The following is a 12,263-nucleotide window of genomic DNA, read 5'->3' as shown; positions in this document are numbered from 1 at the left end:
GCCACAAAAGGTCAAGTCATGAGCCAATGTCAGTGTCACAATAACCAGATCCCCCAAGGGCAAGGGGCATGCAGCAGCAAACAGGGCGATTTCGTCCTGAGCCAGGCTGAGCGCGATGCCATCGAACATGAGAAACACCACTACGAAGATCCCCGTGCCGCCAGCATAGAAGCGCTCAAGATAGTGCAGCAGGCCCGCGGCTGGGTGCCCGACGGCGCCATTCACGCCATCGGCGCCGAACTCGGCATCCCCGCCAGCGACGTGGAGGGGGTCGCCACCTTCTACAGCCAGATCTTCCGCCAGCCGGTGGGTCGCCACATCATCCGCGTCTGCGACAGCATGGTCTGCTACATCAACGGCCACGAGCAACTGCTGGCCGGTCTGAAAGAGGTCGTCAATCTGGCCCCCGGCCAGACCTCCCCGGATGGCCGCTTCACCCTGCTGCCGGTCTGCTGCCTCGGCAACTGCGACAAGGGGCCGGCCATCATGATCGATGACGACACCTATGGCGGACTCGATCCTGTGACGTTGCTGAAAACCCTGGAGGCTTACCCATGAGCATTCAGCCAGGCAAGACACTCGCCTCCCTCGGCACCGCCAACCGCATTGCCCGCGCCCCCGAGACCCATCCCCTCACCTGGCGGCTGCGGGATGACGGCCAGCCGGTGTGGCTCGAGGAGTATCAGGCCAAGCAAGGCTATGAGGCCGCCCGCAAGGCACTGGGCCAGATGAGCCCGGATGAGATCGTCAGCACCGTCAAGGACGCCGGCCTCAAGGGGCGCGGCGGCGCCGGCTTCTCCACCGGGGTGAAGTGGGGCCTGATGCCCAAGGACGAGAGCATGAACATCCGTTACCTGCTCTGCAACGCCGACGAGATGGAGCCGAACACCTACAAGGATCGGCTGCTGATGGAGCAGCTGCCCCACCTGCTGATCGAGGGGATGATCATCAGTGCCCGGGCCCTCAAGGCCTATCGCGGCTACATCTTCCTGCGCGGCGAGTACGTGGATGCCGCCATTCACTTGCGCCGCGCGGTGGAAGAGGCCAAGGCCGCGGGGCTGCTTGGCAAGAACATCCTGGGCTCGGGTTTTGACTTCGAGCTGTTCGTCCACACCGGCGCCGGCCGCTACATCTGTGGCGAAGAGACGGCGCTCATCAACTCCCTGGAAGGACGGCGCGCCAACCCGCGGGCCAAACCCCCCTTCCCCGCCGTTTCCGGCGTCTGGGGCAAGCCCACCTGCGTCAACAACGTCGAGACCCTGTGCAACGTGCCCGCCATCATCGGCAACGGCGTCCCCTGGTATCAGGGACTGGCGCTGCCGGGGTCGGAAGATCACGGCACCAAGCTGATGGGCTTCTCCGGCAAGGTGAACAACCCCGGTCTCTGGGAGCTGCCGTTCGGCATCACCGCCCGCGAGCTGTTCGAAGAGTACGCAGGCGGCATGAAGAGCGGTTATCGCCTCAAGGCGTGGCAACCTGGCGGCGCCGGAACCGGCTTCCTGCTGCCCGAGCACCTGGATGCCCAGATGTATGCAGGCGGCATCGGCAAGGTGGGCACCCGCATGGGTACCGGCCTCGCCATGGCGGTGGATGACAGCATCAACATGGTCGGACTCTTGCGCAACATGGAGGAGTTCTTCGCCCGCGAATCCTGCGGCTGGTGCACCCCCTGCCGCGACGGCCTGCCCTGGAGCGTCAAGATCCTGCGGGCCCTGGAGCGAGGCGAAGGCCAACCCGAGGATCTCGCCACCCTGGAGCAGCTGGTCAGCTTCCTGGGGCCAGGCAAGACCTTCTGTGCCCATGCCCCCGGCGCCGTCGAGCCCCTTGGCAGTGCCATGAAGTACTTCCGGTCCGAGTTCGAGGCCGGGGTCAAGGCCCCCCATGACAATCACAAGCTGTTCAAGGGCATCCAGCCCAATCTGCTGGGCGAGCGCTGGTAATACGCCAGGACGCATCGGGCAATAGCCGATTTCACAAAACAGGTTTCAGGGAAGTTGTATGGCAACCATTCATGTAGACGGTAAAGAGTTCGAGGTAGACGGGGCAGACAACCTGCTGCAAGCCTGTCTGTCGCTGGGTCTGGACGTCCCCTATTTTTGCTGGCACCCGGCGCTCGGCAGCGTCGGCGCCTGCCGCCAGTGCGCGGTCAAACAGTACCAGAATGCCGACGACAAGCGCGGCCGCCTGGTCATGTCCTGCATGACCCCCTCCACCGATGGCACCTATATCTCCATCGAGGACGAAGAGGCGAAGGAGTTTCGCAAGACGGTAGTGGAGTGGCAGATGACCAACCACCCCCACGACTGCCCGGTGTGCGAAGAGGGTGGCGCCTGCCACCTGCAGGACATGACGGTGATGACGGGCCACAACAGCCGCCGCTACCGCTTCACCAAGCGCACCCACCAGAATCAGGATCTCGGCCCCTTCATCAACCACGAGATGAACCGCTGCATCGCCTGCTATCGCTGCGTGCGCTACTACAAGGATTACGCCGGCGGCGAGGATCTGGGGGTCTACGGCGCCCACGACAACGTCTACTTCGGCCGGGTCGAGGATGGCACCCTGGAGAGCGAGTTCTCCGGCAACCTGGTGGAGGTCTGCCCCACCGGCGTCTTCACCGACAAGACCCACTCCGAGCGCTACAACCGCAAGTGGGACATGCAGTTCGCCCCCAGCATCTGCCAGCAGTGCTCGGTCGGCTGCAACATCAGCCCGGGGGAGCGCTACGGCGAGCTGCGCCGCATCGAGAACCGCTTCCACGGCGCCCTGAACCACTACTTCCTCTGTGATCGTGGCCGCTTCGGTTACGGCTATGTCAACCAGGCCGACCGCCCGCGCCAACCCCTGCTGCAGGATGGCAATGACAAGCTGGCCATCACGGTGGATGGCGCCCTCAACCGCGCCGCCGATGCCCTGCGCACCGCAAGCGGCATCATCGGCATCGGCTCGCCGCGCGCCTCGCTCGAGAGCAACTTCGCCCTGCGCGAGCTGGTGGGCGCCGCCAACTTCTACGCAGGCGTCGAGCAGAGCGAATGGGCCTGCCTGCAGAAGATGCTGCATGTGCTGCATCAGGGCGGGGTACGTACCCCCAGCCTTAGGGACATGGAAGAGGCAGACGCCGTCCTGGTGCTGGGTGAAGATGTCACCCAGACCGCCGCCCGCATCGCCCTGGCCCTGCGCCAGGCGGTCAAGGGCAAGGGACGCGAAATAGCCCGCAAGCTGAAGGTGGATCTCTGGCAGGTCGCCGCGGTGCAGACGCTGGCTCAGAATGAGCGCTACCCCTTGCTCATCACCAGCCTGGATCAGACCCGTCTCGACGACGTGGCCGCCGATACACTGCACGCCCCCCACGCCGATCAGGCCCGCCTCGGCTTTGCCATCGCCCACCTGCTCGACGGCTTGGCCCCTGCCCCGCAGGATCTGGGCGCCGATCAGCTGGCCCAAGCCAGCCGCTGGGCCGAGCTGCTCGGCAATGCCAAGAAGCCCCTCATCATCGCAGGCAATGGTGCCCGCAACCAGGCGCTGATCGAGGCGGCCAGCAACATAGCCCACGCCCTCAAGGGTCGCGGCCAGGCCGTGGAGCTGGCGCTGGTGGCCCAGGAGGCCAACAGCCTGGGGCTGGCCATGCTGGCCGGCAACGCCGCCCCGCTGGAAGCCGCCCTCGAGCGCATCGAAGGGAGCGAGTCCCTTGCGCTGATCACCCTGGAGAACGATCTCTATCGCCGCGCCCCCCGCAACCGGGTCGATGGCGCCATCAAGCGCCTGCAGCATCTGCTGGTGGTGGATCATCAGGACACCGGCACCGCCCGGCAGGCCCACCTGGTGCTGCCTGCCGCCAGCTTCGCGGAGGCCGATGGCACTGTGGTGAACATGGAAGGCCGCGCCCAACGCTTCTTCCAGGTCTATGCCCCCGCCTTCTACGACGCCGACATCCAGGTGCGCGAAGGCTGGCGCTGGCTGGCCGCGCTGCAAGGCATGCTGGACGGCAAGTCCCCGCGCTGGAGCACCTTCGACGAGGTGAGTGCAGCCTGCGCCGCCTCGGCCCCGCTGCTGGTCACCATGCGCGAAGCCGCCCCCAACGCGGGGCTGCGCATCCGCGGCATGAAGCTCGCTCGCGAGCCGCACCGCTACAGCGGCCGCACCTCCATGCTGGCGGATCAGAACGTGAGCGAGCCCCGTGTGGCGCAAGATCCCGACTCCCCGTTCGCCTTCTCCATGGAAGGCTATGCCGGCGCCCGCCAGCCCCTGCAACAGGTGCCGTTCGCCTGGGCACCGGGCTGGAACTCCCCCTCAGCCTGGAACAAGTTCCAGGACGAGGTGGGTGGCAACCTGCGGGCCGGCGATCCCGGTCGTCGCCTGCTGGAGCCGGGCAGCGAGTCCCTTGGCTGGTTCGACACCATTCCCGCCCCCTTCAGGGCAGAGGCAGCCCTGCAAGTAGTCAGTTATGACCAGCTGTTCGGTGGCGACGAGCTCTCTGCGCGCAGCCCCGTCATCCAGGCCCGCATGGGGGACCACGAGCTGGTGCTGAACCCGGCCGACGCCGCCCGTTTGGCCCTTCATGCTGGCAATCTGGTGGCCTTCTCCTGGGGGGGTCACCACTGGCGGCTGCGCCTTCGGATCAGCGAGCGGCTGGCACCAGGCCTGCTCGGCCTGCCCCTGGGGGCCCATGGTCTGCCGACTGCGCTGCACCAGGCCTATGTGACTGACTTGCAGGAGGCCATCGCATGAGCAATGAGCTGATCGATCTGTTGCTGGAGGTAGGCAAAGCCTTGATCGTGCTGGTGGGGATCGTGGGGGCTGGCGCCTTCATGAGCTTCATCGAGCGCCGTCTGCTGGCGCTCTGGCAAGACAGGTACGGCCCCAACCGGGTGGGCCCATTCGGCCTGCTGCAACTGGCGGCCGACATGGTCAAGATGTTCTTCAAGGAGGACTGGATACCGCCGTTCGCGGATCGCCGGATCTTCGTGCTGGCCCCCATCATCGCCTTTACCGCCTTCATCCTGGCGTTTGCGGTGGTGCCCATCACCCCCACCTGGGGCGTGGCGGATCTCAACGTGGGGCTGCTCTACATCCTGGCCATCGCAGGGCTCGCTGTCTATGCCGTGCTGTTCGCCGGCTGGTCGAGCAACAACAAGTACTCCCTGCTCGGCAGCCTGCGCGCCTCGGCCCAGACCCTCTCCTACGAGGTGTTCCTCGGCCTGTCGCTCATGGGCATCGTCATCCAGACCGGCAGCTTCAACCTGCGGGATATAGTGGAAGCGCAAGCCGGTTTGTGGAACGTGATCCCCCAGTTCCTGGGCTTCATCACCTTCCTGTTTGCCGGGGTTGCCGTCACCCACCGCCACCCGTTTGACCAGCCGGAGGCCGAGCAGGAGCTCGCCGACGGCTATCACATCGAGTACGCGGGCATGAAGTGGGGTCTGTTCTTCGTGGGCGAGTACATCGGCATAGTGCTGATCTCCTCCCTCATCGTGACCCTCTTCTTCGGTGGCTGGCACGGCCCCTGGCTGCCGCCCTTCATCTGGTTTGCCCTGAAGACCGCCTGTTTCATGGTGTTCTTCATCCTGCTGCGGGCCTCCCTGCCCCGCCCGCGCTTTGACCAGGTGATGTCCTTTGGCTGGAAAGTCTGCTTACCGCTTACCTTGCTCAACATGCTGGTAACCGGCGCCGTCGTGCTTATGAACGTGCAGTGAGGCACCAATGAAAATTACGAGCATTATCAAGGGTGTTGGCACCCAACTGCGCAGTCTGGGGATGGTTTTCTCCCATGCCTGGCGCCCCCGCGAGACCCTGAACTACCCGGAGCAGCAGGTCTATGCCGCCCCCCGTTTCCGTGGCCGCATCGTACTGACCCGGGATCCGGACGGTGACGAGCGCTGCGTGGCGTGCAACCTGTGCGCAGTGGCCTGCCCGGTCGGCTGCATCTCGCTGCAAAAAGCGGAGCGGGACGACGGTCGCTGGTACCCGGAGTTCTTCCGCATCAACTTCTCCCGCTGCATCTTCTGCGGCCTGTGTGAAGAGGCCTGCCCCACCACCGCCATCCAGCTGACGCCGGATTTCGAGATGGGGGAGTATCGCCGCCAGGATCTGGTGTACGAGAAGGAAGATCTGCTGATCAGCGGCCCCGGCAAATACCCGGACTACAACTTCTACCGCATGAGCGGGATGGCCATCGACGGCAAGCCCAAAGGGGATGCCGAGAACGAAGCCAAGCCCATCGATGTCAAGAGCCTGCTGCCCTAGGAGTCAATCATGGAACTGGCATTTTATGCCGCGGCCCTGGTCGCCGTTTACAGCACGCTGCGGGTCATCAGCACCAGCAACCCCATGCATGCGCTGCTCAATCTCATCATCTCCCTCATCGCCGTGGCCATGATCTTCTTCTGCCTGGGGGCCTCCTTCGCAGGCGCCCTGCAGGTGATCGTCTACGCCGGCGCCATCATGGTGCTGTTCGTGTTTGTGGTGATGATGCTGAACCTGGGGTCCGCCCAGGATCAGGAGCGCAACTGGCTCACCCCCATGACCTGGGGTGGGCCTGCCCTGCTCTCCCTCATCCTGCTCGGCTTCCTGGCCCATGGCATTCTCGGGGTCACCGGCGGTGAACTCGGACTGACCGACGTCAGCGCCAAGGAGGTCGGCATCGCCCTGTTCGGCCCCTATGTGCTGGCGGTGGAGCTCGCCTCCATCCTGCTGCTGGCGGGTCTGGTCACCGCCTATCACCTTGGTCGTGAAGACAAGAGCGGGGAGGTGCTTTCCGTCCCCAAACCCACAGCTCGCCCATCCCAGGAAGGAGGTCAGTCATGAATGGAATCCCAATGGAACACGGTCTGCTGCTGGCCGCCATCCTGTTCTGCATCGGTTTGTGCGGTCTGCTGATCCGCCGCAACCTGCTGTTTATCCTCATGAGTATCGAGATCATGATGAATGCGTCCGCGCTGGCGTTCGTGGTGGCGGGTAGCCGCTGGGCCCAGGCCGACGGCCAGATCATGTACATACTGGTGATTTCTCTGGCGGCAGCGGAGGCCAGTATCGGCCTCGCCCTGTTACTGCTGCTCTATCGTCGTTACCACACCCTGAACGTGGACACTGTGAGCGAGATGCGCGGATGAGCCTCCTATACCTGACTTTCCTGTTCCCCCTGCTGGGGTGGCTGCTGCTGGCCTTCTCCATCGGCCGTCTCGGCGAGCGCAGCGCGGCACTCATCGGTGTCGGCAGCATAGGCCTGTCGGCCCTGACCACCCTCTGGGTCGGGTTCGACTTCCTCAATCACCCCCCTGAGGGCGGCGTCTATACCCAGACCCTGTGGCAGTGGATGTCGGTGGGCAGCTTCACCCCCACTTTCCGTCTGGCGCTGGATGGGCTGTCGCTGACCATGCTCGGGGTGGTGACCGGGGTGGGTTTCTTCATCCACCTGTTCGCCTCCTGGTACATGCGCGGGGAAGAGGGCTACTCCCGCTTCTTCACCTACACCAACCTCTTCATCGCCAGCATGGTGTTCCTGGTGCTGGCCGATGATCTGCTGTTCGTCTACCTCGGCTGGGAAGGGGTGGGGCTGTGCAGCTACCTGCTGATCGGCTTCTACTACCGCAACCCGGCCAACGGCGCAGCCGCCCTCAAGGCCTTCGTGGTGACCCGGGTCGGCGACGTCTTCCTCGCCATCGGGCTCTTCGTGCTCTACCGCGAGCTCGGCACCCTCAACATCCACGAGCTGCTGGTGCGCGCCCCCGCGATGTTTGCCGAGGGCTCCCCTGCCCTGTCGTTCGCCTGCCTGATGCTGCTCGGCGGCGCGGTCGGCAAGTCCGCCCAGCTGCCGCTGCAGACCTGGCTGGCAGACGCCATGGCGGGCCCGACCCCGGTCTCGGCGCTGATCCACGCGGCCACCATGGTGACCGCCGGTGTCTACCTCATCGCCCGCACCCACGGTCTGTTCCTGCTGGCCCCGGAGATCCTCCATCTGGTGGCCCTGGTCGGTGCCATCACCCTGGTGCTGGCAGGCTTTGCCGCCCTGGTCCAGACCGACATCAAGCGGATTTTGGCCTACTCCACCATGAGCCAGATTGGCTACATGTTCCTGGCCCTGGGGGTCGGCGCCTGGGAAGGGGCCATCTTCCACCTGATGACCCACGCCTTCTTCAAGGCGCTCTTGTTCCTCTCCGCCGGTGCCGTGATAGTCGCGACCCACCACGAGCAGAACATCTTCAAGATGGGGGGCCTGCGCAAGAGCCTGCCGCTGGTCTATGCCTGCTTCCTGGTGGGGGGCTCGGCCCTGGCCGCGCTGCCGCTGGTCACCGCCGGCTTCTACAGCAAGGACGCCATCCTCTGGCAGGTGCAGGCCAGTGGCCAGAGCGCCCTGCTGTGGGCCGGTCTGGGTGGGGCCTTCCTGACCTCCCTCTACACCTTCCGCCTCATCTTCATCGCCTTCCACGGCAAGGCGCAGACCGAGGCCCACGCAGGCCACGGCCTGGCCCACCAGCTGCCGCTGCTGGTGCTGCTGGTGCTCTCCACCGGGGTTGGCGCATTGATAGTGCCGCCGCTCGCCGGGGTACTGCCGGCAGGCCCGGGGGATCATATTGAAGAGGGACGCCACAGCCTCGAGATCCTCTCCGGCGTCATCGCTGTGGCAGGCATTGCGCTCGCCGCCTTCCTCTTCCTCGGCGAACGTCGCCTGGCGAAGGGGATCGCCGAGAGTGCCGCCGGCCGCGCGCTCAGCACCCTCTGGTTCAATGCCTGGGGCTTTGACTGGCTCTATGACTGGATCTGGGTCAAGCCCTACCTGCTGACGACCCGCTTGCTCGGCAAGGACCCGCTGGATCGGATGATGAACCTGCCCGCCGTGCTGGCCCAGGGGGGTCACCAGCTGCTGGCCTGGACCGTCTCCGGCAAGCTGCGCTGGTACGCCGCCTCCATGGGGATGGGCGCCGCCCTGATCCTGGCCCTGCTGCTGCTCGGCTGATCCATGAGCCCAATATGTGTGGCAGGCCCGGGGCCTGCCCGACTAGAACCTAGACGAGAGCTGATATCGTGACCTTACTCTGGATCTTGTTAATTCCTTTTATCGGCGGCTTGCTCTGCTGGCAGATGGAGCGGCTCGGCGGACAATTCGTTCGCTGGGTAGCCCTGCTCTCCATGAGCGCCTGTCTGGTGCTCTCCGGTGCCATCTGGCTGGGGGGTGACTTCTCCCTCGCGAGCCCCGGCCTCCCCGTCTGGGCGGCCGAGTGGCAGCAACCCTGGATCCCCCGCTTCGGCATCTCATTGCACCTGGCGGTAGACGGCCTGTCACTCCTGATGGTGATGCTCACCAGCTTCATCGGCGTGCTGGCCATCCTCTGCTCCTGGAAAGAAATCGTGCAGCGCATCGGCTTCTTCCACCTCAACCTGCTGTGGATCCTGGGGGGCGTGCTCGGCGTCTTCATGGCGGTGGACCTGTTCCTCTTCTTCTTCTTCTGGGAGATGATGCTGGTCCCCATGTACTTCCTGATCGCGCTCTGGGGCCACTCGGTTACCGACGGCAAATCCCGGATCAACGCGGCCACCAAGTTCTTCATCTACACCCAGGCGAGCGGCCTCATCATGCTGGTGGCCATCCTGGGGCTGGTGCTGACCCATCACGCCAGCACAGGTGTCTTCACCTTCAACTACCTCGACCTGCTCAACACTCCGATGAGCAAGGGCGTACAGTGGCTGCTGATGCTGGGCTTCTTCATCGCCTTCGCGGTCAAGATGCCCCTGGTGCCCCTGCACGGCTGGTTGCCGGACGCCCACAGCCAGGCGCCGACCGCGGGCTCAGTGGACTTGGCAGGGATCCTGCTCAAAACCGCCGCCTACGGCCTGCTGCGCTTCACCCTGCCGCTCTTTCCGGAGGCCTCCGCCGAGTTCGCCCCTTACGCCATGCTCCTTGGCCTGTTCGGCATCGTCTACGGCGCCCTGCTGGCCTTCGCCCAGACCGACATCAAGCGCCTGGTGGCCTACACCAGCATCTCCCACATGGGCTTCGTGATGATCGCCATCTATTCGGGCAGCGAGCTGGCCCTGCAGGGTGCCGTGGTGCAGATGATCGCCCACGGCCTCTCCGCCGCCGGTCTCTTCATCCTGTGCGGCCAGCTCTACGAGCGGCTGCACACCCGGGATCTGCGCCTGATGGGCGGCCTCTGGGGTCGGCTGCGCTACCTGCCCGGCGTGATGCTGTTCTTCTCGGTGGCCTCCCTTGGCATGCCGGGGACAGGCAACTTCGTCGGCGAGTTCCTGATCCTCATCGGCAGCTTCCAGGTGGCCCCCATCATCACCATCATCGCCACCTTCGGCCTGGTGCTGGCCTCGGTCTACTCCCTCATCATGCTGCAGCGCGCCTGCTTCGGTGCCCCCAAGGACGAAAGCGTCCTCAAGGGCCTGGACAGACGGGAGCTGGCCATGATGCTGACCATAGCCGGCCTGCTGGTGCTGCTCGGTCTCTACCCGCAACCCGTGCTCGACACCGCCAGCAGCAGCCTGCTGAGCGTGCTGCACTGGTACGCGCTGCCAGCCACAGGAGCACTGCAATGATGCCCTCTCCTTCTCTCTCCCTTTCCTTGTCCACGCCGGGAGCCTTGTCATGACGTTTACCGCCGCCCAACTATTGGCCCTGCTGCCCCTGTTGCTGACCACGGGGGCCATGGTCGCCCTGATGCTCGCCATCGCCTGGAAGCGCTGCGATGACACCGCCTTCGTGGTGACCATCACAGGTCTCAACCTGGCGCTATTCTCCCTGCCCATCGTCATGGCCCAGGGAGATCAGGGGGTCACTCCCCTGCTGCAAGTGGACAGCTACGCGGTCTTCTACATGGGGTTGGTGCTCATCGGTGCCCTGGCCACCTGTACCTTCGGTCGCTCCTGGCTCAAGGGCTACCCAGACAACCGGGAAGAGTTCTACCTGCTGCTGCTCATCGCCACCGCAGGCGGCCTGGTGCTGGCGGGCTCCCGTCACCTCGCGTCGCTGTTCATCGGGATCGAGATGCTGACCCTGCCCATGTTCGGCCTGGTGGGGTATGCCTACCGCGAGCGCCACTCCCTGGAGGCCAGCATCAAGTACATGGTGCTCTCCGCCGCCGCCACCGCCTTCCTGCTGTTCGGCATGGCACTGCTCTATGCCCAGGCGGGCAGCCTGAGCTTCAGCGATCTCGGCCTGACCCTGGCCCAGAGCCCGGCTCACCACCCGCTGCTGATGGGGGGCTTCGGCCTGATGCTGGTGGGCTTCGCCTTCAAGCTCTCCTTGGCCCCCTTCCATCTCTGGACCCCGGATGTCTACGAAGGGGCACCTGCACCTGTGGCCACCTTCCTCGCCACCGTGAGCAAGATAGCCGTGTTCTGCGTGCTGCTGCGCTTCTACCTGGCGGTACCGGCCACCTCGGATCCCATGATCCACTGGCTGCTGGCGGCCATGGCGGTCATCTCCATCGTGGTCGGCAACCTCCTGGCGCTGATCCAGACCAACATCAAGCGGATGATGGGTTACTCCTCCATCTCCCACTTCGGCTATCTGCTGGCAGTGGTGGTGGCGAGCCGCCTCGGCCAGATGCCGGTGGAAGCGGCCGGTGTCTACCTGCTGATGTACCTCTTCACCAGCCTGGGGGCCTTCGGCGTCATCAGCATGATGTCCAGCCCCTATCGCGGCAAGGATGCGGACTCCCTGCACAGCTATCGCGGCCTGTTCTGGAAGCGCCCTTATCTCACGGCGGTGATGACGGTGATGATGCTCTCCTTGGCGGGCATCCCCATGACGCTGGGCTTCATCGGCAAGTTCTACCTCATCGGCGTCACCGTCGAGGCGCAGCTGTGGTGGCTCTCCGGCGCCATAGTGCTCGGCAGTGCCCTGGGGCTCTACTACTACCTGCGCGTCATGGTCACCCTCTACCTGCGCGAACCCGGCATGCAGCTGCGCGATGCCAGGGCCGACTGGGCCTTCTCCTCCGGCGGGCTTGTGGTGCTGCTCTCCGCCATCCTGGTGGTGCTGCTCGGCATCTATCCCCAACCGGTCATCAGCCTGGTGCAGGGCTTCCAGCACGTGGTGCTGCGCTAACCTCAGCTTCACTCCACACAACACAACCGGCCCCCGTGGCCGGTTTTTTTATGTCCACCAAGCCCCAAACCGGCTTGCCCGTCTGAGAAGCGGCGCCAGAGCGGCGTCCCTCAATCAATGCAGGTCCGGGGCACCTCATCCTCCAGCTGACTGCTGACGGAGCTGCGAGTACGGGGATGGCCCGCTCGCCTCCCATCGCGCTCGTCTCTGC

The 12,263-nt window shown here is 64.9% G+C and carries 10 protein-coding genes; all 10 read left to right on the top strand.

Annotation, left to right across the window (positions count from 1 at the left end; genetic code table 11):
• Positions 1–18 precede the first annotated feature (18 nt).
• The 10 genes from nuoE (at position 19) to nuoN (ending at position 12,052) form a co-directional block, all read left to right on the top strand.
• Positions 19–558 carry an NADH-quinone oxidoreductase subunit NuoE gene (nuoE, locus tag AAHB08_RS05235; RefSeq protein ID WP_342058327.1) on the top strand — a complete coding sequence of 180 codons (540 nt, stop codon included), beginning with the start codon at positions 19–21 and terminating at the stop codon, positions 556–558.
• Complete coding sequence (gene nuoF / locus AAHB08_RS05230) at positions 555–1,940, top strand: NADH-quinone oxidoreductase subunit NuoF (protein WP_342058326.1); 1,386 nt, start codon at positions 555–557, stop codon at positions 1,938–1,940. The genes nuoE and nuoF overlap by 4 nt, the downstream gene beginning before the upstream one ends.
• Before the next feature lie 58 nt (positions 1,941–1,998).
• Positions 1,999–4,728, top strand: coding sequence for an NADH-quinone oxidoreductase subunit NuoG (nuoG, locus tag AAHB08_RS05225; RefSeq protein WP_342058325.1), 2,730 nt, complete (start codon positions 1,999–2,001; stop codon positions 4,726–4,728).
• On the top strand, positions 4,725–5,693 hold the full coding sequence (gene nuoH / locus AAHB08_RS05220; RefSeq protein WP_025327220.1) for an NADH-quinone oxidoreductase subunit NuoH: 969 nt from the start codon (positions 4,725–4,727) through the stop codon (positions 5,691–5,693). Before nuoG ends, nuoH begins: the two co-directional genes overlap by 4 nt.
• A 7-nt stretch (positions 5,694–5,700) precedes the next feature.
• Positions 5,701–6,243 (top strand): NADH-quinone oxidoreductase subunit NuoI, encoded by a 543-nt coding sequence (nuoI, locus tag AAHB08_RS05215; RefSeq protein WP_025327221.1) that lies wholly within the window; start codon positions 5,701–5,703, stop codon positions 6,241–6,243.
• A 9-nt stretch (positions 6,244–6,252) separates the two neighbouring features.
• On the top strand, positions 6,253–6,804 hold the full coding sequence (gene nuoJ, locus AAHB08_RS05210; protein WP_139434264.1) for an NADH-quinone oxidoreductase subunit J: 552 nt from the start codon (positions 6,253–6,255) through the stop codon (positions 6,802–6,804).
• A complete protein-coding gene (gene nuoK, locus AAHB08_RS05205) occupies positions 6,801–7,109 on the top strand; it encodes an NADH-quinone oxidoreductase subunit NuoK (RefSeq protein WP_005314891.1) in 309 nt (102 codons plus the stop codon). The genes nuoJ and nuoK overlap by 4 nt, the downstream gene beginning before the upstream one ends.
• A complete protein-coding gene (nuoL, locus tag AAHB08_RS05200) occupies positions 7,106–8,953 on the top strand; it encodes an NADH-quinone oxidoreductase subunit L (RefSeq protein WP_342058324.1) in 1,848 nt (615 codons plus the stop codon). The genes nuoK and nuoL overlap by 4 nt, the downstream gene beginning before the upstream one ends.
• Positions 8,954–9,021: 68 nt before the next feature.
• A complete protein-coding gene (nuoM, locus tag AAHB08_RS05195; RefSeq protein WP_041205928.1) occupies positions 9,022–10,539 on the top strand; it encodes an NADH-quinone oxidoreductase subunit M in 1,518 nt (505 codons plus the stop codon).
• A gap of 49 nt (positions 10,540–10,588) precedes the next feature.
• Positions 10,589–12,052 (top strand): NADH-quinone oxidoreductase subunit NuoN, encoded by a 1,464-nt coding sequence (gene nuoN / locus AAHB08_RS05190; RefSeq protein ID WP_025327224.1) that lies wholly within the window; start codon positions 10,589–10,591, stop codon positions 12,050–12,052.
• The last annotated feature ends 211 nt before the right edge of the window (positions 12,053–12,263 follow it).

This window comes from Aeromonas sp. OTU364, assembly GCF_038440395.1.
In the GTDB taxonomy this organism is placed as follows: domain Bacteria; phylum Pseudomonadota; class Gammaproteobacteria; order Enterobacterales; family Aeromonadaceae; genus Aeromonas.
Note: the sequence above shows the minus strand (reverse complement) of the source record. Positions and strands in the feature narration are given on the sequence as shown.